19 protein-coding genes are annotated in these 20436 nt (G+C 63.8%); 9 read left to right on the top strand and 10 right to left on the bottom strand.

Annotated features, from left to right (window positions below):
* Positions 1 to 22: 22 nt before the first annotated feature.
* Both ACSFB7_RS17320 and ACSFB7_RS17315 read right to left on the bottom strand, forming a co-directional pair.
* The gene (locus tag ACSFB7_RS17320) at positions 23 to 580 is read right to left on the bottom strand and encodes a hypothetical protein (RefSeq protein WP_435472226.1); all 558 of its coding nucleotides are present in this window, start codon (positions 578 to 580) and stop codon (positions 23 to 25) included.
* A gap of 77 nt (positions 581 to 657) precedes the next feature.
* Entirely contained in the window at positions 658 to 1461 is an 804-nt protein-coding gene (locus ACSFB7_RS17315; protein WP_435472224.1) for a hypothetical protein, read from the bottom strand.
* Between the two features lie 468 nt (positions 1462 to 1929).
* On the opposite strand from ACSFB7_RS17315, the gene ACSFB7_RS17310 reads away from it, so the two are divergent.
* A complete protein-coding gene (locus ACSFB7_RS17310) occupies positions 1930 to 2574 on the top strand; it encodes an HAD family hydrolase (RefSeq protein ID WP_435472222.1) in 645 nt (214 codons plus the stop codon).
* 1 nt (position 2575) lies between these two features.
* Here ACSFB7_RS17310 and ACSFB7_RS17305 read toward each other — a convergent pair whose 3' ends face one another.
* A complete protein-coding gene (locus tag ACSFB7_RS17305; RefSeq protein WP_435472220.1) occupies positions 2576 to 6118 on the bottom strand; it encodes an indolepyruvate ferredoxin oxidoreductase family protein in 3543 nt (1180 codons plus the stop codon).
* A gap of 281 nt (positions 6119 to 6399) precedes the next feature.
* Between ACSFB7_RS17305 and ACSFB7_RS17300 the strand changes: the two genes are divergently transcribed.
* From ACSFB7_RS17300 to ACSFB7_RS17265, 8 genes are all read left to right on the top strand, one after another.
* A complete protein-coding gene (locus ACSFB7_RS17300; RefSeq protein ID WP_435472218.1) occupies positions 6400 to 7287 on the top strand; it encodes a LysR family transcriptional regulator in 888 nt (295 codons plus the stop codon).
* A gap of 491 nt (positions 7288 to 7778) precedes the next feature.
* The gene (locus tag ACSFB7_RS17295) at positions 7779 to 8048 is read left to right on the top strand and encodes a hypothetical protein (protein ID WP_435472216.1); all 270 of its coding nucleotides are present in this window, start codon (positions 7779 to 7781) and stop codon (positions 8046 to 8048) included.
* Between the two features lie 291 nt (positions 8049 to 8339).
* Positions 8340 to 8630 carry a barstar family protein gene (locus ACSFB7_RS17290; RefSeq protein ID WP_435472214.1) on the top strand — a complete coding sequence of 97 codons (291 nt, stop codon included), beginning with the start codon at positions 8340 to 8342 and terminating at the stop codon, positions 8628 to 8630.
* Between the two features lie 26 nt (positions 8631 to 8656).
* On the top strand, positions 8657 to 9019 hold the full coding sequence (locus ACSFB7_RS17285; protein WP_435472212.1) for a hypothetical protein: 363 nt from the start codon (positions 8657 to 8659) through the stop codon (positions 9017 to 9019).
* Positions 9020 to 9485: 466 nt separating this feature from the next.
* A complete protein-coding gene (locus tag ACSFB7_RS17280; protein ID WP_435472210.1) occupies positions 9486 to 9755 on the top strand; it encodes a hypothetical protein in 270 nt (89 codons plus the stop codon).
* Positions 9756 to 9875: 120 nt separating this feature from the next.
* The gene (locus tag ACSFB7_RS17275) at positions 9876 to 10421 is read left to right on the top strand and encodes a hypothetical protein (RefSeq protein ID WP_435472208.1); all 546 of its coding nucleotides are present in this window, start codon (positions 9876 to 9878) and stop codon (positions 10419 to 10421) included.
* 368 nt (positions 10422 to 10789) lie between these two features.
* Positions 10790 to 11299 carry a DUF1993 domain-containing protein gene (locus ACSFB7_RS17270; protein ID WP_435472206.1) on the top strand — a complete coding sequence of 170 codons (510 nt, stop codon included), beginning with the start codon at positions 10790 to 10792 and terminating at the stop codon, positions 11297 to 11299.
* 337 nt (positions 11300 to 11636) lie between these two features.
* Positions 11637 to 12122 carry a hypothetical protein gene (locus tag ACSFB7_RS17265; protein ID WP_435472204.1) on the top strand — a complete coding sequence of 162 codons (486 nt, stop codon included), beginning with the start codon at positions 11637 to 11639 and terminating at the stop codon, positions 12120 to 12122.
* A 213-nt stretch (positions 12123 to 12335) separates the two neighbouring features.
* On the opposite strand, the gene ACSFB7_RS17260 is transcribed toward ACSFB7_RS17265, so the two are convergent.
* The 7 genes from ACSFB7_RS17260 to ACSFB7_RS17230 all read right to left on the bottom strand — a co-directional run bounded on the left by ACSFB7_RS17260 (position 12336) and on the right by ACSFB7_RS17230 (position 20433).
* Entirely contained in the window at positions 12336 to 12818 is a 483-nt protein-coding gene (locus tag ACSFB7_RS17260) for a GreA/GreB family elongation factor (protein ID WP_435472693.1), read from the bottom strand.
* Positions 12819 to 13254: 436 nt separating this feature from the next.
* A complete protein-coding gene (locus tag ACSFB7_RS17255) occupies positions 13255 to 14145 on the bottom strand; it encodes an NAD(P)-dependent oxidoreductase (RefSeq protein WP_435472203.1) in 891 nt (296 codons plus the stop codon).
* A gap of 10 nt (positions 14146 to 14155) precedes the next feature.
* On the bottom strand, positions 14156 to 15616 hold the full coding sequence (locus ACSFB7_RS17250) for an aldehyde dehydrogenase family protein (RefSeq protein ID WP_435472201.1): 1461 nt from the start codon (positions 15614 to 15616) through the stop codon (positions 14156 to 14158).
* Between the two features lie 53 nt (positions 15617 to 15669).
* Positions 15670 to 17073, bottom strand: coding sequence for an amidase (locus ACSFB7_RS17245; protein ID WP_435472199.1), 1404 nt, complete (start codon positions 17071 to 17073; stop codon positions 15670 to 15672).
* Positions 17074 to 17077: 4 nt separating this feature from the next.
* Complete coding sequence (locus tag ACSFB7_RS17240) at positions 17078 to 18571, bottom strand: ABC transporter substrate-binding protein (RefSeq protein ID WP_435472197.1); 1494 nt, start codon at positions 18569 to 18571, stop codon at positions 17078 to 17080.
* A gap of 45 nt (positions 18572 to 18616) precedes the next feature.
* Positions 18617 to 19441 (bottom strand): ATP-binding cassette domain-containing protein, encoded by an 825-nt coding sequence (locus ACSFB7_RS17235; RefSeq protein ID WP_435472195.1) that lies wholly within the window; start codon positions 19439 to 19441, stop codon positions 18617 to 18619.
* On the bottom strand, positions 19438 to 20433 hold the full coding sequence (locus tag ACSFB7_RS17230; RefSeq protein ID WP_435472193.1) for an ABC transporter ATP-binding protein: 996 nt from the start codon (positions 20431 to 20433) through the stop codon (positions 19438 to 19440). Before ACSFB7_RS17230 ends, ACSFB7_RS17235 begins: the two co-directional genes overlap by 4 nt.
* Positions 20434 to 20436 lie beyond the last annotated feature (3 nt).

The following is a 20436-nucleotide window of genomic DNA, read 5'->3' as shown; positions in this document are numbered from 1 at the left end:
TACCGACATGTTGAGTCGCACGCTACGCTCCTGCAAGAGCAGGTTCTACCATGAAGCGCGTCCGCTGTCCCTCTAACAGGCGCTGAGCCTCTGCACGAAGATGATCAATCTGTTGGTCGAGGATTTTCATATACGCTTCGAACGTTGCTTGAAAGTTCGGATTGACGTCCAACTCCGGGCCTGGGTTCACTAGAAGATCAATTTCCCGAGCCACTCTCTGGGCGCTAAGGATCGCTTCGAAGGCGATATCGGCGCCAAGTGCCTCGAGCGGGTATTGTGTTATGGCGCGCGCAAGTTGCGCATAGCGCGTATGCGGCTCGGCCGGATGCCCCGCCGGCCAACGTTGGAGCTTTCTCTTCTCCAGTCGTGCTTCAACTGCGTAGTCTCGAAGGTGGACCAATAACCGAGCAAGGCCATCAAGGGCAAATGCTTCGCGCTCCAGGCGCTCCATACGTCCCCGCTTCACCTGCCACCAGACAAAATATGCACCCACTACGATCGCAATCGAGCTGACGACTGCCTGCGCCCATGCCGCAACGTCCGAGCTTGAAAGATTCGTCAGAAGGCATAGATTGTTCACGGCTCGTTCCTTTGTGGGGTCCAACGTTTGATGCGAGAGTCGGCGTCCGGCTTGTCGGGCGACGTCGAGGGAAGGGGTTAGACCGCAATGCACTCGGCGAGAAATAACTTCTTCATACGGCCAATATGCCCCTTCTTTCCCATCTCGAGATGCTTGTAGAACTTCCCGCTGCCGATAAGCCAAAGCACTTTGTCGACGTTGTACGAAGAAACCTTCTCGGCCTTGGCAACTTGTGAGATCACTTTCTGAATCTGATAAGGCGTAGCGTTGGGGAGGCACAGCCCGAGACCGGTAAGTATCTCTTTTACATGCACATCTGGTTTGCCGTAGTTCGTGTAGCCCAGCTCTTTTAAGAAATCGCAGGCGAGCGCATAGCCCACGCCTTCAATTTCGGCTGCAACGATCAATGGGAGTGCCGCCATAGTACGTTGATCTGAATACAGATGATTGGCCCAGGCTCGAAAGTCATCACCGCTCTTGAACTGCGAAAGAAAGGCGGCAGCTGAAAGCACCGTCTTGCAGTACTTCGGCCAAATGCTTTTGCTGGAGGTACGCATCTGTCCACGTGGTTGAAGTGTCTTCTGGATGTGAGAGAAAAGAGATGTCGGGTCGCCTGCGAATTTTCGGCTTACCCTTGAAGGACTGAACTCGAACAATGCCTTTCCGAGATTAGAGAACCCGCCAATCGAACCCCCAATAACGCCAGCCTTCATGTTCGCGTTCTGAGCGGAACTAAGGATTCGCATGAACAACTCGGACAGCGACAGAGACGCATCGATAACGCGTGCTTCACTGAGATAAGCGTTGAGGACTGCTTGGGGGTTAGGGTGTGGAATTCTTTCCAACAGAAAGTCGACAGCGGAGCGATAGAGCTTTTTCATGTTCGGTTTAGCTTACCCGCGATGAGACAGCCGCCGCCCTCAATGCAGCCCCATGGTCGAATGCAGCCGGCGGCCCAGCGTAACGGGCATCACCTTCCTGCAGCCCTCTGCTCTAGTGTCGTGGCGAAAAGCTCGCCTACCTTGCGGACGTCCTGTAGCGTTTTGTGAATGTTCGCTCATGGCTCGGTTTGAGCCGTAGGCCGTCGCATCGCGTATGACGGCTTCCGCGGCGAAGCAGACATGCGAGACAAAGGCCTGTGCGCCAGTAGCGCACTTCATTGCGCTGATAGGTGACAGCGCCGCCACGTCGCGCTCTTTACATGGCTGACAAGGGCTGCTTGTCTCGGACGCCGTGGCGAAGTCGCATTGACTTAACCCGAGGCCTGCGTCTTTGGCCTCATCGGCATCGCAGCACGCCACCCTCGGTAAACTCCCGCACCGCTGCCCCAACGGCAAACAACCCCCCGGATGCCCAGCACCCCCACCCTAGCCGCCTTCGACTTCGACGGCACCATCTCCACTTCCGACAGCTTGCGCGCGTTCGTGCATGGGCTGGTCGGCCAAGGGCGATTCACCACCGGCGCGCTGCGTTCCTCACCCTGGCTGGCAGGCGCATGGGCAGGTGTCTGCGACCGAGGCATCGCCAAGGCGCAGTTCCTCTCCGCCACCATCGGCGGCATGGCGCGGCGCGAACTGGAAGACGCCGCGCGGCATTTCGCGACGCATGAACTGCCGAAGATGATCCGCCCCGAGATGCTCGAAAGAGTCCGCGAGCACAAGCGCCGTGCACACAGGCTGGTGCTGGTCAGCGCGTCCCCATCGCTCTACCTGAACGTGTGGGCCGCGCAAGCAGGCTTCGACGCAGTGCTCGCAACCGAACTCGAATTCATCGACGACAGATTCACCGGCCGCCTGGCTTCCCCGAACTGCTGGGGCCCGCAGAAGGTCGCACGCCTGAAGCAATGGCTGGGCGATGGCGAACGCCCCGCCACGGTCTACGCCTACGGCGACAGCCGGGGCGACCGCGAGATGCTCGCGTGGGCCGACCGGCCGTGGCTGCGGGGCGACGACAACGCATTGCCGCCGCTCCCGCCCCACGGCGCGGACAACTGACTCACAAGACGGCGCTGACCTTGCCGCGCTGCGGCACTGCTGCCGCATCCAGCTTCTTCACCAGCGCCTGCCACCGCACCCGCGCCGACACCACGCTCTCTTCCTTCACATGCCCGAAGCCGCGGATCTGCTCTGGCAGCCGCGCGAGCGACAGCGCGGTGTCGAAGTCGATGGCATCGAAGCGCGCCAGCAGGTCTTCGACCATCGCGCGGTAGTCGTCGATCAACTGGCGTTCCATGCGCCGTTCAGCGGTGCGGCCGAAGGGGTCGAGCGCCGTGCCGCGCAGACCGCGGAATTTCGCGAGCAGGCCGAATGCGCCCAGCATCCACGGCCCGAAGCTGGTCTTTAGCGCATGGCCTTCGGCATCGCGGCGGCCCAGCACCGGCGGCGCAAGGTGAAAGCGCAGCGTGGGCTTGCCCTCGAACTGCTCATTCAACTTTTCCATGAAGCGCTTGTCGGTGTACAGGCGCGCGACCTCGTACTCGTCCTTGTAGGCCATGAGCTTGTAGAGGCCCGAGGCCACGGCCTTGGCCAGCACGTTGCTGCCGCGCTCGCGTTGCTCGACCACGCGCACGCGCTCGACCAGTTCCGAATAGCGCTGCGCATAGGCCGCGTTCTGGTACACGGTCAGCAGTTCGATGCGATGTGCCACCAGCGCCTCGAAGCTTTGCGGCCGCTGCAGCGCGACGACCTTCGACGGCGTGGCTTCGCGCGTCACGCCCGCGAGATCGAGCGCGGCCTTGCGCCCCCAGCGGAACGCCGCCTGGTTCGCCTTCACCGCCACGCCGTTGATCTCGATGGCCTTGTTCAAGGCATCGGCCGACAGCGGCACAAAGCCCTTCTGGAACGCAAAGCCCAGCAGGAACAGGTTGGCCGCAATCGCATCGCCCATGAGGCGCGTGGCCAGTTGCGTGGCATCGATGAAGTCGGCGCGGCCCTCGACCGACTCCTCGATCAGCGCGCGCACCTGCGTGGCCGGAAACTCCCAGTCGGGCTGTTGCGCGAAGTGCCCGGTCGGTTGCTCGAAGGTATTGACCAGCGCGTAGGTGCGACCCGGCCGCATGCGCGCGATGGCGTCGGGCGCGCCGGCCGTGAGCATGTCGCAGCCCAGGATCAAATCGGCCTCGCCGGTGGGAATGCGTTGCGCCTTCAGTTGTGCCGCGTCGCGCGCGATGCGCACGTGCGAGGTGACGGAGCCATTCTTCTGCGACATGCCCGTCATGTCGAGCACGCTGATGCCCTTGCCTTCGAGGTGCGCCGCCATGCCGATCAGCGCGCCGATGGTGATGACGCCCGTGCCACCGATGCCGGTGATGAGGATGTTGTGCATGCCATCGAGCGCGAGCGGTGCGGGCTCGGGCAGCGGTGGTTCTGCCGATGCTGCCTTCGCCACCACCGGCGCCTGCTTGCGCGGCTTCACGCCTTCCACGGTCACGAAGCTCGGGCAGAAGCCCTTGATGCATGACTCGTCGGCATTGCACGCGCTCTGGTCGACGCGGCGCTTAAGGCCCAGGTCGGTAGGCTGCGGCAGCAGGGCGGTGCAGTTCGATTGCTCGCCACAGTCGCCACAGCCTTCGCACACGGCCTCGTTGATGAACACGCGCCGGGCGGCCTGCGGAAACTCGCCCTTCTTGCGGCGGCGGCGCTTCTCGGCCGCGCACACCTGGTCGTAGATGAGCACCGACACGCCCTCGAACTCGCGCAGCTCTCGCTGCACCGCGTCCATGTCATCGCGGTGGTGCACGGTGAGCACGAAGCCTTCGCGGTCGGCCGGCAGCACGCTGCGGTCGGCCCAGCGCGTCGGGTCTTCGGCCACCAGTGCAAGGCGCTTCACGCCCTCGGCCGCCATCTGGTGCGCGATGCGCGGCACGTTGATCGGCCCGTCCACCGGCTGGCCACCGGTCATGGCCACCGCGTCGTTGTAGAGGATCTTGTAGGTGATGCTCACACCGGCCGCCACCGCCGCGCGGATCGCCATCGAGCCCGAGTGGTAGTAGGTGCCGTCGCCCAGGTTGGCAAACACGTGCTTGCGCTTGGAGAACCACGCCTGCCCCAGCCATGGCGCGCCTTCGCCGCCCATGTGCGTGGTGGTCTTGTTGTGCTCGGGGTAGATCGCGGTCGCCATCACGTGGCAGCCGATGCCCGCGAGCGCGAGGCTGCCTTCGGGCACCTTGGTCGAGGTGTTGTGCGGGCAGCCCGCGCAGTACCAGGCCGGTCGCGGCGGCGTGGCCACGGCCTTGCCGAGTACCACGTCTTTCGCGTCGAGAATCGCGAGCCGCATGCGGATGCGGTCGCTGGTGTGAAAGCGCGCCACGCGCCCGGCAATGACGCGCGCGATCTGCGCCACCGAAAAGTCGGCCGTGGCCGGCAGCAGCCAGTGGCCACGCGGATGCGCGCCCCATTCGCCCTGTTCGTCGAACTTGCCGATGACGCGCGGGCGCACGTTCTCGCGCCAGTTGTACAGGTGTTCCTTGAGCTGGTATTCGACGATCTGGCGCTTTTCTTCGACCACCAGAATTTCTTCGAGCCCGTCGGCAAACTCGCGGATCGAGTCGGGCTCCAGCGGCCACGGCATCGACACCTTGAACAGGCGGATGCCGATGCGCGCGGCCTCGTCGGCATCGATGCCCAGTTCTTCGAGCGCTTCGAGCACGTCGCGGTACGACTTGCCTGATGCAACGATGCCCAGCCGCGCATTCGGCGAATCGATGGTCACGCGGTTCAGGCGGTTCTCGCGCGCATAGGCGATGGCGGCGTAGATCTTGTAGTCCTGCATCAGCGCCTCTTGCTTGCGCGCCTGCACGCCGAGCGTGTCGGTCGACAGCCGCGCATGCACGCCGCCCGGCGGAAACACGAAGCCTTCGGGCAGCCGCGTGTGCACGTCGAGCGCGCCGGCCGCGATGGAGCCCGAAGACTCGACCGTGTCCGCCAGCGCCTTGAAGCCCACCGGCAGCCCCGCAAAGCGCGACATCGCAAAACCGTGCAGGCCCAGTTCGATGTATTCCTCCACGCTCTGCGGATAGAGCATCGGAATCATCGAGGCCGCGAACAGGTGATCGCTCTGGTTCGGCAGCGTGGAAGACGACGCGCCGTGGTCGTCGCCCGCCACCAGCAGGATGCCGCCATGGGGCGAGGTGCCCGCATGGCTCATGTGCTTGAACACGTCGCCGCAGCGGTCCACGCCGGGCGCCTTGCCGTACCACATGGCAAAGACGCCATCGACCGCGGCCTCGCCGGTCAGGTGCACCTGCTGCGTGCCCCAGACGGCGGTGGCGGCCAGCTCTTCGTTCACGCCCGGCAAGAACTTGACGGCGTTGGCTTCGAGCTGCGGCTGGGCTTTCCACAGCGCTTCGTCCAGGCCACCGAGCGGCGAGCCGCGGTAGCCCGAGACAAAACCCGCTGTGTTCAGGCCGGCCGACTGGTCGCGCCATTTCTGCACGAGCATGAGGCGCACCAGCGCCTGGATGCCGCTGAGGTAGATCCGGCCTTCGGTGGCCGTGTATTTGTCGTCCAGCGCAACGCTGGCCAGTTCGTGGGATGCCATGACTGAAAAAGACTCCGGATAGGACTCGTGGAATGCGCGCGTGGCCCCGGTAGAGGGCCGGCCCGCGAAATGCCTCGCCGGGGTAGACGGCGGGGCACCAACGATTCTTGCGCTTGGCCCGCGGAAAGTGCTTCTTCGTTGAGGCAGGGCGGAGCGATTTCCGGAAGATCTGTCTTTGGCGACGGCCTTTCACCGAAAGGAATTCGGAAGCCTTGCAAACCCCCGCAGGCCCGACAATGTCCGCCCGCGGGCCCGGTGCCCGTCCCCACAACGAGAACGCGATGAGACCCGACCTGGATTCGCTGGCGCTTTTCCTGCGCGCGATTGAGCACGGCAGCCTGTCGAAGGCCGCCGCCGAAAGCCACATGGTGCTGTCGGCCGCGAGCCGTCGCCTGGCGATCCTCGAAAGCCAGCTCGGCGTTGGCCTGCTCAACCGCAGCTCGCGGGGCGTGACGCCCACCGGCGCCGGCGAATCGCTCGCCATGCATGCGCGCCAGATATTGCGCGACGTCGACCGCATGCGCGCCGATCTGTCGGACTACGCGCAGGGCGCCACCGGCCGCGTGCGCCTTCATGCCAATGCATCGGCCATGGGTCAGTTTCTGCCCGACGACGTGGCGAGCTTTCGGCAGCGCTACCCAGAGATTCGCGTGAGCGTGGAAGAGCACCGCAGCGTCTACATCGTGCAGGCCATTCGCGACCGGCAGGCCGACGTCGGCGTGATCACCAGCGAGGCGGCCGACCCGGCGCTGCACTTCATTCCCTACCGCACCGACCGGCTCGTGGCCATCGCGCCCCAGAAGCATCCGTTGCGCGGGCGCGAGGTGTCGTTCGAGGAACTGCTCGACTTCGATTTCGTGGGGCTCGAAGACGACTCCGCCATCTCGCGCACGATGGAAGACGCGGCGATGAGCGCGCGCAAGGTGCTGCGTCTGCGGGTTCGGGTGAAGAGCTTCGAGGCCGTGTGCCGGATGATCGAAGCGGGCATGGGCGTGGGCATCTTGCCCGAGGGGGCGGCGGCGACTTACCGCAAGGAGATGAAGTTGCGCTTCATCAATCTCACCGATGCGTGGGCTTCACGTCGCATGTACCTGTGTACGCGACAGGAGGCGTTGAGTTTTCCGCAGCGTCGGTTGGTGGATCACCTGCTGGCGCGGGGAATGGCCTAGGTTTTTTTCGCGTTGCGATGAGCGCTGCTGTTCAGGGCGGCGCCCACGCCGACGGCGTGCTCCCCTCCGCGAATGTCCCCCGCTTCGCTCCTCCTTTATTTCGCTGCGGGGAGCACACCATCGACGTGAGCGTTCAGCGCAGTCAGTGAACTGGCACGGCACGACATGGCGCCCGTGAAGCCAGTGCGCGGCGCATTGCGGAAGCTGCATTTGTTGGCGCTCGTCGAGACTTCGTGCCGCGCGAAATCGCCACTGCGCCGCGCTCTTCTCTAAAGTGATTGCCCCTGTCACTCAAAACCCCACCAAGGGGACACGGAAGGCGCGACACACACAAAGCACTGAATGTTTGAAGGCTGCTTGCCTCGCGGCAGGTTGTCGGTGCGAAAGCAGCGATGCAAATGCGAGGTATCAAAAGGCGACGGCCGGGGCGTTATCAGCGCCCCGACCGTCTAACCAAGTTCGTGCACACACCTTGGAAGGAACGCACAAAAATGGCTACCAAGACTATAGCCCGGCCTCGCACGCCGGTAGCTTCCGAAGAAAACGCCCAAGACCCGGCGGATCTTCTCGAAAACACCCTCTCTCAACTCGAAGCTCTTCTGTGGGTCTGCCACGGGGAAGACATCGACTGGTGCAGCGGTGAAGGGCCTCGACAACTGGACAACCTGCTTTGGCTCGCGGCAGAACTCGCGCGCAAGGCCAGGGAGCTGTTTCAGATGAGCGAGAAGGCGCGACGCGCAGCGCCTGAGACCGGCGGTTAGTGGCTGGTCTGCGGGTCGCGTGCTTCGCGGCCCGCTCTGGTGAACGGGTTCTTTGGGGTGCGACGGCCGAAGCCTCTGTGATGGAGGGAGTTCGGTTCGATTGAGGTTGCCTGTGGGGTAGGCCTCGGTGGCAGCCATGCGCTCCATGCTGATCGTCGACAGACGATGCGAGCATCGGCTTTGCAGCGGAAACGGACTGTCGCTGCTCAGGGCTAGACTTGCGATTTCGGCCAGTAGCCGACCTTCGGCACCGGCTTGCAGTTGCGACAGAAATAAGAAGATTGGAACAGCATGACGGCTCGCAAAGACGAGGTGACGGTAAACCTACGCGACGTGAGCAGTTCGCTCGAGCTTCAAAATCGGCTCATGGCATCGCTCGACTTCCCAGGGTGGTACGGCCGCAACTGGAACGCCTTCTGGGACGCAATCACGGGTTTGGTGGAAATGCCGCACCAGCTGCGATTTGTCGGCTGGGCTGACTTCGAGAACCGCCAGCCACTTGATGCCAAACAGCTCCGCGAGTGCCTTGCCCAAATGCGAGCCGAACTGCCAACGCTTGCCGCCGCTGTGACCTATGACTAGGGGCAGAACTCGACCATAACCAGACGTTGCTCAGCACAATGCTTTCACTTCGTATCGATCAATTCGAGTTCGACGATCCCGGCAGCGAAGAGTCGCTCGAGATCGATGTATCAAGTCAGTCGAGATTTCCACATCCAGATGTGAAGGCGTTCGTCAGATCAACCGTCGACGTCTCGCATGCGTCGGCGCTTGATGAGCCGATGCCTTTTTATCGAGTGGCAGACAGGGCGTGTGTTAGCGACTACCTTAAGCGCTTTGCCAAGGTCGACGTACCGCCGCATTGCGACTGGCCCACTTACTTGCTATCGAAAGATTCGTGGGACGAGACGCATCTTGTCATTTGCGGGCCGACGACGTTTATTCGCTACCACTGGTCTTCAAGTGCGTAGCCGAGTGCAATCTATGCGGAGCATTTCTGAGCTCATTGAGTGCTATGAGCGGGGCATGTACACCTTCCCATCGTGGTCGAAGGCGCGTCCGGGGAGCCAGGTGTGCTGGCTCAGGAACTGCCCACGCGATTTCTAGACGGCGTTGCTGAGTCAGTTCTTGCACTTCCAGCGAATGCAACGGCTGATGACGCGTTTGTTTTCAAATCAAGTCGCTCTCATGCGGAGGCGTGGTTCAACGGGGCATTGAACTGGAAGCGCTATATCGGTTGCCATCGGTCAAACCACCCTGGCACCTCTCCCTGAAAGCACTGTTTTCGAGTCTCTCGAGCACCACTTGGTCCTCACTCAGCCGGCGCTGTTCGTCTACGGTCGGCCAACACCGGACGTTCGCATGTGGGGCAGAATCTGCGCAACATCCGTCAGTAAGCTCAGCTCTTGGTCTGATCAATTCGAGGGAGAGGCATGAATGTCGAACGAAAGAATCGCCGATAGGCTCCAGGCATTGGCAGCGGCCTTTGATTTGGGAGAGTTGTCTATCCAGTCCTTGGCTACGCAACTGGCTGGGCATGCTGCTGCGCTTGAAGCAATGGACTATCGAAAGATCAAAGAGGCTCAGCAGGTACAGGGCCAGTTGCTACTTGCCGTCGAAACGGGCCGAGAAGGAGAAATTGATCGGCAGACACTGTTGGCATGGCTACGCAACTGGATCTCGGCGATCCCGCACACAAATCCTTGATCTAGGAATCGCGTCGAATCTATTGATGACGGACAGCCCTCGGCCACGAGCCGACGTTTGAAACAATGGCTCCGCTCGGGTCGTCATGCGGCCGAAGAGTGGTACTGACTGACCAGCCGAATGAATTCCCGACACAAGCACTTTATTTCTCGAGTGGAGCTCCACTTGCTTGAAAGCCGTACCCTTGAGGAACTCACTCAAGCCGAGTTCTTGAGCCTGCTTCGAAGTTACAACGCAGTTGGAGCAAGCGAAGAGGCATTCACGACAGCGTTGGTAGCAACTCGAAAATTTCCGGACGATGCGCATCTGCTGCGTTGGCACCGTGACGCAGCGCTTGGGTGGCTGGCCGGACCGGGCAGCATAGCTGCCGAATTTCTGCGCTGTATCGATGAGAACGTTGGACCAATCAGTTTTTGGCGCTTGGCCCTGGCTGACCACTACGTTGGTACAGCCTGGGCAGATGACGAACAAATGTTGGGTTCACTTCCGCCGTGCCCAGAGTGGCTTTCACTCGCAGCAGAGCAGCTTGAATCAGCACAGGCTACGGCTTTTGACTTCGAGCAGTATTGGGGTCCTGGGGCAGACAACATCCAAGCGACATATGAGGCAGTTTTCGATGGCTTGCTACGGTACGAAGAGTTCACTCAGTTACGCCGGTTGCGGTAATAAATCATAGAAATCACCTGCCACAAGCTTGAGGCGCTGTTCATGGTCATGCGTGTGCCCACGCACCTCTTTGCGTCTGCTTCAGAGAATCCTGTATAGCCGCTTCGGGCCCGAAGCGGTCCTTTGATGCGAGAGGTCGACCGACTGCTTTGCAGCGATCGCGGTCTGTCGTCCGTCTGCAATTGAAGTCCGCTTCTTGCTAGCGAACTGCCCTTCAACGCGGCTGCTTCGACTACCAGCGGGAAGAAAAGCTAGCCACAAAAGCCGGGGCGATTCAGTTCGCCCTGTGCTGTTAGCCTTGCATGGTCGGCAGCGCCTCTGCCACGCCAACTCCGGCCATCGCGCCCAATTTTAGAAGTGAACTCACTATGACCAGCCCGCTGTACAACGCCTCCGCTCCCGTCATGCAGCAGATGCTGCGCGCCCTGTCCGACGTGCTCAAGAAGGCCGAAGACCACGCGACGCAAAAAAATATCGATCCAAATGCGCTGCTGCAGGCGCGGCTGTTCCCTGACATGTTTCCGCTGGTACGTCAGGTACAGATCGCCGCAGACTTCTCCAAGGGCATTGCCTCCCGCCTGGCTGGTGCCGAGGTGCCGTCCTGGCCCGACACTGAGGTCAGCTTCGCCGACCTGCAAGCGTTGATCGCCAAAGCTTTGGCCCATATCGGCTCCTTCAAGTCTGAGCAATTTGATTCAAGCGAGAGCCGCGAGATCGTATTGCGCCCCGGCACCCCCAAGGAAAAGAAGCTGACCGCAGGCGCATATCTTCTGCACTATGGACTGCCGCAGTTTTTCTTCCACGTGACCACCACCTATGCCATCTTGCGCCACAACGGTATTGAGATCGGTAAGCGCGACTACATGGGTGCCTACTGACCCAAGACAGACAGGAGTTCAGCCACTCTGGTCACTGCCGCTCGATAGCAACTAGAGCCTCCGTCGCTGCGCGATTTCAGCTAACTGTGGATGGAGGCTTTATCTACCCTGATTTGCCTGGCGCCTGGTCAAAGCTGACCAAATGTCTGCTGCGTTGGTCTGTGAATTACACAGTCGACCCGTTGCGAGCGTTCGACGTTGGTCTGCTGATGGCGGCTATGCAGCGGTAGCCGACATCCCTCGGCTTCGCGCGAGTGGGTACTATCGGCCACTACCAGCCAGTCACCAACTTCGGCTTGCGCGCAGGCCAGCGACTGCTCGGCCACCACTCAAACCCATGCAACGCAAAGACAGCATTCCACGAGAGGCATTGACCCAGGTATTGGGCGCGGTTTACCAAGGCTCACCCGTGGTGATGGAGGCCTATGCCGTGCCCGGCTGCGAACTGATGCAATTCGACGACCAGCCGGCGCTCGAGCAGTTCATCGCCGCCGAACTGGCAGCCGGCCGCCCCACAGCTAATCTGACGCTGCACTATCCCGAGACGGGCGGCCTTGCAGTGCAGGAACGCATCGATCTGAACAATCCCGCCGCCAATGGTGCTACTTGGCGCTACACCCTCGGTGGATGGGGCCTCATACAACTGCAACTCGAATTCCGCCAGCCCGGCTTGGTCGGCTGCCGCATCGCGGTTAACAGCGCTGAACGCGCGCGTGCCTGGGCCAAAACCTACCCCCGCTTGGGCGAACCCGACCTGTGGGATTGGCCGGCGATTGAGAAGCACGCACGACGGCTGATCCGAGTGCTGCGTAAGTACGCATGATTAGCTGGGGCGACGGGTGAAAGACAGCTTTGTGCCGCCGAGGTCGGCCTCCTGAGTTCACGGCCTTGGCCATGCAGCGGTCATTCATGCGCCAGTGTCATCTCGACCCAGTGACCGGTTTCAAGTACCGCTGACCTTGCTGGTCAGCCGGTACGTTCACGATGCCTGCACGTCTGCTGGCCTCGGCCAATTCGGCGCGAACTTGCTTGCGGCTTAAAGAACCCGCAGCACCTCAAACTGCTGTCGGATTGGAGCGACCTGTATCGACACCTCATCACCCTCGCATTTGCCCAGCATTGCCCTAGCCAAAGGCGCTTCGCTGCTGATGACCTGAACAAGCTGAGTGCCGCTGACCAACTTCATGCTGCCCCCATCCGGGCCGAGAAAGAGCTGTTGCTGCTTGTCGTCGGAATCGACCAGGCAGACCAGCGAGCCGAGCTGTATGCCTTTGATGGCGTCGTAGGGAAGCGGGCGGAATCGGCGCCAATTGGCCATCGCCTGGCGTATGGCTTCGGCGCGCCGAGCTTGGCCGGTGGCCAGGTAGGCGGCTTCGAGTCCCAATGTGTCGTATTTGTTTTCGGCGATGTTTTCTTCGTGAGTCGCCGTCTCATGGGCTGCCCGCACTGCCTGCTCGGCTTGCAGCAGGTCTTCGGCGAGCCGTTCCAGCACCTGCTGTTGCAGCAAGAATTTATCCATGACGAAAGGTCGGCATCTCGAACAAGCGGGGGGTAGGTTTTGATTATGAAGGGCGCCAGAACCCTTCGACGCTTCTGTTGGCTGCAGGTTAACTTCAGCCATGGGCCCTGTGCCGCCATAAACCCAGCCGCAGCGGATGTCTGCTTTGCAGCCTGAAGCGGGCATTGAATGCAGTCAGGCCAATGTCGACCGTCGCCCACGCCAGCCTTCGGAGTTCTGTTTGTCCAATGCCCGTCGCTCGCGAATCCGCCGCAGCGGTCGAACCGCCAACGCCACAGCCGCGCTCATCGTGCGAATGACGCCGGGTGCTCCCCGCAGCGAAATAAAGGAGGAGCGAAGCGGGGGACATTCGCGGAGGGGAGCACCCGGTGTCATTCGCATGCACCCCGAATGAACCCCGAATGAACCCACCCCCTAAAGAAAACTAGAAGCGTACTTAGCGCAGCGCTTCAACCAGATCGAGAACCATCCGGTCGCCACCGAACTTCTCGACCCCATGCGTCAGCAGCGCATCGACAGCCTGCGCAATGCCATGGCTCGACGACGACTGCTCCGCCATGTCGTTGTAGTACCCCAGGTCCTTCTTCGCATTCGCCATCGAGAACTTCAGCGAGTCGGTGCTGCCCGTCAGCAGCTTGGGCTTGACGCGTTCCAGCGCCACGCCATTGCCGCCGCCCTTGGCGAGCACATCGACAAACACATCGGGCTTCACGCCGGCGCGCTCTGCGCAGGCCGCAGCCTCGCACAGCAGCGCGACGGTGCCCAGCGACACGAAGTTGTGCAGCAGCTTCATCGCATGGCCCGCACCAATGCCGCCCACATGCGTGATGTTCTCGGCAAAGCAGCGCAGCAGCGGCAGGCACGAAGCCAGCACTTCGGCATCGCCACCCACCAGCAGGTTCAGCCGGCCTTCGGCGGCTTCCTTCGCGGTGCGCGTCATCGGCGCATCGAGAAACTTGCCGCCCTTGGCGCTCACAGCCTCGGCCACCTTGGCGGTGGAGGCCGGCACGGCCGTCGAGCAGTCGATCACTACCGTGCCGGGGCGCAGGGTGCTCAGCGCGCCCTTGTCGCCCAGCATCACGGCCTCGACCTGCGGCGTGCCGGTGACGCAAAGAATCAGCACATCGACCTGCGCGGCCAGCGTGGCGACATCGGCCACCGAGGTGGCGCCCGCCTTCAGCAGCGCGTCGAGCGGCTGGTTGCCCGCGTGTTCCAGCACCGTCAGCTGGTGGCCGTGCTTGACGATGTTGCTGGCGATGCCGTGGCCCATCAGGCCGACGCCGACGAGGCCGACTTTGCGTGGGGTTTGTTGTTCAGTAGTGGTCATGGGTTTGTCTTCATCCGTGTTTGATGGCGATGGTCTTGAGCGTGGTGAATCCGAGCAGGGCCTCGAAGCCCTTCTCGCGGCCGAAGCCGCTGGATTTCACGCCGCCGAAGGGCAGTTCTACACCACCCGCCGCGCCGTAATTGTTGATGAAGACCTGACCGCAGTGCAGCTTGTGGGCCATTCGCAGTTGCCGGCCGCCGTCGCGGGTCCACACGCCGGCGACCAGGCCGAAGTCCGTGCCGTTGGCCAGGCGCACCGCTTCGGCCTCGTCGGCGAAGGGCATCACGGCCAGCACGGGGCCGAAGACCTCGCGCTGCGCGAGGTCGCTGTCGTGCGGCACGTCGCGGAACAGCACGGCTTCCTGGTAGTAGCCGGTGGCCGATGCATTGGGCGACACCGTGCCGCGCGCCGCCACCTTCATGCCGCTCGCCTCGGCGGTCGCGACCATGTCGCGCACCTGGCGGAACTGCTTTTCGTTGATGAGCGGGCCCATGTCCAGGTCTTCCGCCGGCGTGCCCGCGCGCACGGCGGTGAAGCGCTTGGCGAGGCGTTGCACGACCTCTTCATAGATCGACTGCTCCACCAGCACGCGGCTGCCCGCCGAGCAGGTCTGGCCGGCGTTCTGGATGATGGCGTTCACCAGCACCGGCTCGGCCGCGTCCAGGTCGGCATCGGCAAACACGATCTGCGGCGACTTGCCGCCCAGCTCCAGCGTCACCGGGCAGTGGCGCTCGGCGGCGGCCAGGCCCACGCTGCGGCCGGTCATGGTCGAGCCGGTGAACGAGATGTGGTCGATGCCCTTGTGCGCGCACAGCGCGGCGCCGGCTTCCTTGCCGTAGCCGGTCACCACGTTGAGCGCGCCAGCGGGAAAGCCCACCTCGGTCGCGATCTCGGCCAGCCGCAGCAGCGAGAGGCTGGCGTCTTCCGCCGGCTTGACCACGCAGGCGTTGCCCGCTGCGAGCGATGCACCCACGCTGCGGCCCGCGATCTGCATCGGGTAGTTCCAGGGAATGATGTGGCCCGTCACGCCGTGCGGAATGCGCACGGTGAGCACGGTGTAGCCGCGCTCGTAGGGCAGGGTGTCGCCGTGCAGCTTGTCGCAGGCGCCGGCGTAGTACTCCATGTAGCGCGCGAGCGCGGTCGCGTCGTTGCGTGCCACGCGCAGCGCCTTGCCGGTGTCGCGGGCTTCGAGCTGCGCGAGTTCTTCGTGGTGCTGCATGACGGCGGCGCCGAGCTTGGCGAGCAGGCGTCCGCGTTCCAGTGCGGTCGTCGCGCCCCAGGGGCCGTCGAAGTTCTCGCCCATGGCTTTGCGCGCGGCGCGCACGGCCGTGTCCACGTCGCCAGCGGTGCCGCGCGCGATTTCGCCGAATTTCTGGCCGTCGCTCGGGTCGATCACGTCGATGGTGGCGTTGCCTTCGGACGCCACGCGGCGGCCGTCGATGTAGTGGGTGGCTGCGTTGTTGTTGCTCATTGAATCTGTCTCCTTGCGCGCGGCGCCGTGTGGATGCGCCGCGATGTCATTCGTCATTGGGGTTCGGGCCAGGGGCGCTGTGCGTCGCGGATCTGCTCGAAGGCGCGGCTGAACTGCAGCACGCCCAGGTCGTCGAAGCGGCGGCCCGCAATCTGCAGGCCGATGGGCAGGCCCTCGGCCGAGTAGCCGCAGTTGATCGACGCGGCCGGCTGCTCCGACATGTTGTAGGGCACGGTAAAGCCGATGTGCTCCAGCGGCAGCATCGGGTCGTTGGTGGGCGAGGCATGGTCCGCGGGCGCGGGCATGTTCGGCGACACCGGCGAGATCACGAAGTCGTAGCCCTTGGTGGCGGCAACCGTGGCTGCGCGCGTCGCGATGAACTGGCTGTAGGCGTCGAAGATGTGCGCGCCCGAAAAGCCCGCCGCGCTCTCGGCCCACTCGCGGATGTACGGCAGGATCTTCGCGCGCTTGTCGGCCGGCATGGCCTGGATGTCGATGCACGAGCGCATGCGCCAGAAGTGGTCCATGCCCTGCAGCATCTTCGGCGTCATGAAGGCCGAAATTTCTTCGATGTGCGCGCCGGCAGCCTCGATGCGCCTGGCGGCGCGGCGGATGGCCTCGGCAATCTGCGGATCGAGCGGCAGGCCGCAGCCCGCGTCCATGTGCAGCGCCACGCGCTTGCCCTTGAGGAACGACGGATCGACCTCGAAGGCGTTCCAGTCGATGGTGGGTGCGGGCAGTTCCGAGTAGTCGCGGTCGTCGGGTTGCGCGACCGACGCCATCATCAGCGCCGAGTCGGCCACGGTGCGCGTCATCGGGCCGGCGCAGCGGCCCATGTAGGGCGTGCTCAGCGGAATGCGGCCGAAGCTGGGCTTGAGCGTGTAGATGCCGCACCAGCTCGCCGGCAGGCGCAGCGAGCCGCCGATGTCGGTGCCCACGTGCAGCGGGCCGTAGCCTGCGGCAGCCGCCGCACCGGCACCCGCGCTGGAGCCGCCCGGCGTGCGTGACAAGTCCCACGGATTGCGCGAGAGTTCATGAAAACTCGACAGGCCCGACGACAGCATGCCCAGGTCGGGCATCGTGGTCTTGGCCACCAGCACTGTGTCGTCTTCCTTCAGGCGTGCGGCGGGTGGCGAGTCTTGCGCCATCGGTACGAGGTCGTAGGCGGCGGTGCCCAGCGGCATCGGGTCGCCTTCAGTCGCGAGGTTGTCCTTGATGGTCACGGGCACGCCGTCGAGCGTGCCGCGTGGCGTGCCGGCCAGCCAGCGCGCCTCGGAGGCGCGGGCCTGTTCGAGCGCGAGTTCGGGGCGGAAGAGCCATGTCGCATGCAGCTCGGGCTCGTACGCCGCGATGCGCTCATTGACCGAGCGCGTCACTTCCACCGGCGAGAGTTCTTTGCTGCGGTAGGCCGCGTGCAGCTCCTGCACGCCCAGTGCGTAAAGAGGTTTCGTCGTCATCGCATCAACCCCACGAGATCGCGGCCAGGTCGTTCACCACGATCGGCATGCTGGGCCACAGGCCCTTCACTTCCTTGCGCGCGATGGTCGGGAACACCGCCTGGTACAGGAAGCCGTTGACCGCATCGGTGGCCAGCTGGCGCTGCGCCTCGGCCAGCAGGTCGGCGCGGCGCTTCTTGTTCTCTTCGTTCTGGATGGTGACGAACAGGTCGCGAAACTTCTTCGAGTCGTAGCCCCAGTAGTAGTCGGGCTCGGTGTACTTCACCAGGTCGAAGGGCTCCACGTGCGCCACCATCGTCAGGTCGAAGTCGTGTGCGCCGCCGAAGGTGCCGCTGAGCCACTGGGCCCATTCGACGTTCTGAATCTTCACGTTGATGCCGATCTGCGCCAGTTGCGCCGCGATCATCTCGCCGCCCTGGCGTGCGTACGAAGGTGGGGGCAGTTGCAGGCGCAACTCGAGCGGCGTCTTCACGCCGGCCTCGGCCAGCAGCTTCTTCGCCTTCTCGATGTCGAAGGGGTTCATCGAAGTCGTGTCGATGAAGCCCGGCGCACCCATCGCATAGTGGCTGCCGATGGGCTTGCCGAAGCCGTCCGCCGCGCCCTGGATGATCGCGTTGCGGTCGATGGCCGCCAGGATCGCGCGGCGCACGCGCACGTCGTCCAGCGGTTTCTTGCGGTTGTTGATGGTCAGGATCACCTTGCCGCGCGTGCCCACCTCGATCACCTGAAAGCGCGGGTTGCCCTTGAACTGCGCCACCGAACGCGTGCCAGCGCGCGGGAAGATGTCGATGTCGTTCGCCATCAGCGCGGCGGTCTGCGCGGCGGTGTCCGACATGAAGCGGAAGATGAAGCGCTCGGTCTTCGCGAAGTTCGGGTCGCGATACGTCGGCGACTTCACCAGCGTGCACGAGGCGCCGCGCTGCCACGCACTGAGCTTGTACGGTCCGGTGCCCACGGGCGCGGTGACGTTGGTGTCGGCGCTCTTGGGCTCGACCAGGCAGGCGGTCGACTGGCCCAGCATGAACGGCAGGTCGGGGTTGGGCAGCGTGCTGTTGACGCCAACGGTGTGCTCGTCGAGCACCACGGTGCCGATCTCGCTGAAGAAGCGCTTGTCCTTGTTCGTGCTCTTGGCGCCGCCCGCGCGGTCGAACGAGAACTTCACGACGGCGGCGTTGAAGGGCTGCCCGTTCTCGAAGCGCACGCCACGGCGCAGCTTGAAGACGAAGGTCTTCATGTCCGGCGACGACGACCAGCTCTCGGCCAGCATCGGCGTGACCGAGCCGTCGGCGTTGACCTTGGTGAGCGTCTCGAAGATGTTGTATTGCGTGATCTCGGCAATGGCCGACGCGGCGCCCGTCGTCGGGTCCATGCCCGGCGGTTCGAGCGGCATGCCGATGGTCAGCGTGTTCTTGCCGGCCTGCGCGCGGGCCTGCGGCAGGAAGACGCCCGGGATGGCCGCGGCCATGGCGGAGGTCATGACGGTGCGTCGCTTCAACATTCGATAGCTCCTGGAAGTGAGAGAGAAAGAAAGACCGCCGCGCGCCTAGCGCGACGGCGTGTGCAGAACGGCCGACAGCAGGGTGCGCGTGTAGGGGTGCTGGGCGTGCGCGAACAGGTCGGCGGGCTTGCCGCGCTCCACGATGCGGCCCTTGAAGACCACGCAGACTTCGTCGCACAGGTGGTTGACCACCGCGAGGTCGTGGCTGATCAGCAGGTAGCTGATGCCGAACTGCTGCTGCAGGTCCTGCATCAGATTGAGCACCTGGGCCTGCACCGACACATCGAGCGCGCTCACGGGTTCGTCGGCCACGATGAGTTTGGGTCGAGTGATCAGTGCACGTGCGATCGCGATGCGCTGACGTTGGCCGCCCGAGAACTCGTGCGGGTACTTGTCCATGTCGGTGGTGCGAAGGCCGACGGCGGCGAGTGTTTCGGCGGCGCGTTCGCGTTGAACCGCGCGGCTGGTTTCGGCCAGCGCTTCGAGCGGCTCGGCGACGATGCGTGCGACGGTCTGGCGCGGATCGAGCGAGCCGTACGGGTCTTGAAACACCATCTGGAAGTCGCGCCGCGCAGTGCGCAGCTCGGCCTTCGACAACGCATGCAGGTTGCGGCCTTCGAGCGAGACAGTGCCCGAAGTGGGCGTGTCCAGCGCCATCACGAGGCGCGCGATGGTCGACTTGCCGGAGCCCGATTCGCCGACGATGCCGACACTCTTGCCGGCTTGTACATCGAAGCTCACGCCGTTGAGCGCCTTCACTGTCGGCGGCGGGCCGAAGAGTTTTTCGCGCGGCAGCGCGTAGTGGCGGTAGAGGTTGTTCACGGACAGCAGCGGCTGGCCGGGTGTGGCGCGCGTCGTCGGCTGGCTCATGCGGTGGCCGCCTTCGCATTCAGTGCCGCGATCTCCGCAAGCCGCAGGCAGCGCACCGCGTGACCATTCGGCAGCATCGTGGCGGGCGGTCGCGTGCTCTGGCACAGGTCGATGGTGTGGGCGCAGCGGCCCGCGAAGCCGCAACCACGGGGCAGGTCGACCAGTTCGGGCACGCTGCCGCGGATCGTCGGCAGCCGGCCGGCACGCAGCGCGCCGATGGCGGGCCGTGCCGCGAACAGGCCGCGCGTGTAGGGGTGGGCGCGACCGGCAAAGACCACGTCGGTCGGGCCGCTCTCGACCGCGCTGCCGCCGTACATCACGAGCATGCGATTGACGCTGTTGGCGATCACGCCGAGGTCGTGCGAGATCAGGATCATCGCCATGCCCATCTCCTTGACCAGCCCCTGGATCAGGTCGAGCACCTGCTTCTGGATGGTCACGTCGAGGGCAGTGGTCGGCTCGTCGGCAATCAGCAGGTCGGGACCGCAGGCGAGCGCCATCGCGATACCGATGCGCTGGCGCTGGCCGCCCGAGAACTGATGCGGGTACGCGTCCAGACGCGAAGCCGCATCGGGAATGCCCACGCGGTCGAGCAGGCCCAGGGCTTCCTTGCGGGCCTGCGCTTTCGTCAGGCCGCGATGCAACTGCAGCGGCTCGCCGACCTGGCGCGCGATGGTGTGCACCGGGTTCAGTGCCGTCATCGGCTCCTGGAAGATCATGCCGATGCGGTTGCCGCGAATCTGGCACATCTGCTTTTCAGGCAGGCCGACCAGTTCCTGGCCGTCGAGCTTGATGCTGCCGGTGACGTCCGCCGTCGAGGGCAGCAGGCCCATCAGCGACATCACGGTGATCGACTTGCCGCAGCCCGATTCGCCGACGATGCCCAGCGTTTCGCCGCGCTCCAGCGAAAACGAAATGCCGCGCACGGCAAGCGCGGGCCCGCGCTGCGTCTGCAGGCCGATCTGGAGGTTGTTGACTTCGAGGAGGGGCATAGG

Origin of the sequence: Variovorax raffinosi, assembly GCF_051216615.1 — a bacterium.
Classification (GTDB): domain Bacteria; phylum Pseudomonadota; class Gammaproteobacteria; order Burkholderiales; family Burkholderiaceae_C; genus Variovorax.
The sequence above is the reverse complement of the archived record's forward strand: the minus strand, read 5'-3'. Positions and strand labels throughout refer to the sequence as shown.

Bases quoted from the DNA above. Each gene is read 5' to 3' on its own strand.
- ACSFB7_RS17305 (WP_435472220.1), bottom strand. From the start codon at position 6,118: ATGGCATCCCACGAACTGGCCAGCGTTGCGCTGGACGACAAATACACG.
- ACSFB7_RS17255 (WP_435472203.1), bottom strand. From the start codon at position 14,145: ATGACCACTACTGAACAACAAACCCCACGCAAAGTCGGCCTCGTCGGC.
- ACSFB7_RS17250 (WP_435472201.1), bottom strand. From the start codon at position 15,616: ATGAGCAACAACAACGCAGCCACCCACTACATCGACGGCCGCCGCGTG.
- ACSFB7_RS17290 (WP_435472214.1), top strand. From the start codon at position 8,340: ATGACGGCTCGCAAAGACGAGGTGACGGTAAACCTACGCGACGTGAGC.
- ACSFB7_RS17235 (WP_435472195.1), bottom strand. From the start codon at position 19,441: ATGAGCCAGCCGACGACGCGCGCCACACCCGGCCAGCCGCTGCTGTCC.
- ACSFB7_RS17300 (WP_435472218.1), top strand. From the start codon at position 6,400: ATGAGACCCGACCTGGATTCGCTGGCGCTTTTCCTGCGCGCGATTGAG.
- ACSFB7_RS17230 (WP_435472193.1), bottom strand. From the start codon at position 20,433: ATGCCCCTCCTCGAAGTCAACAACCTCCAGATCGGCCTGCAGACGCAG.
- ACSFB7_RS17260 (WP_435472693.1), bottom strand. From the start codon at position 12,818: ATGGATAAATTCTTGCTGCAACAGCAGGTGCTGGAACGGCTCGCCGAA.
- ACSFB7_RS17275 (WP_435472208.1), top strand. From the start codon at position 9,876: ATGAATTCCCGACACAAGCACTTTATTTCTCGAGTGGAGCTCCACTTG.
- ACSFB7_RS17270 (WP_435472206.1), top strand. From the start codon at position 10,790: ATGACCAGCCCGCTGTACAACGCCTCCGCTCCCGTCATGCAGCAGATG.
- ACSFB7_RS17295 (WP_435472216.1), top strand. From the start codon at position 7,779: ATGGCTACCAAGACTATAGCCCGGCCTCGCACGCCGGTAGCTTCCGAA.
- ACSFB7_RS17245 (WP_435472199.1), bottom strand. From the start codon at position 17,073: ATGACGACGAAACCTCTTTACGCACTGGGCGTGCAGGAGCTGCACGCG.
- ACSFB7_RS17265 (WP_435472204.1), top strand. From the start codon at position 11,637: ATGCAACGCAAAGACAGCATTCCACGAGAGGCATTGACCCAGGTATTG.
- ACSFB7_RS17315 (WP_435472224.1), bottom strand. From the start codon at position 1,461: ATGAAAAAGCTCTATCGCTCCGCTGTCGACTTTCTGTTGGAAAGAATT.
- ACSFB7_RS17240 (WP_435472197.1), bottom strand. From the start codon at position 18,571: ATGTTGAAGCGACGCACCGTCATGACCTCCGCCATGGCCGCGGCCATC.
- ACSFB7_RS17280 (WP_435472210.1), top strand. From the start codon at position 9,486: ATGTCGAACGAAAGAATCGCCGATAGGCTCCAGGCATTGGCAGCGGCC.
- ACSFB7_RS17310 (WP_435472222.1), top strand. From the start codon at position 1,930: ATGCCCAGCACCCCCACCCTAGCCGCCTTCGACTTCGACGGCACCATC.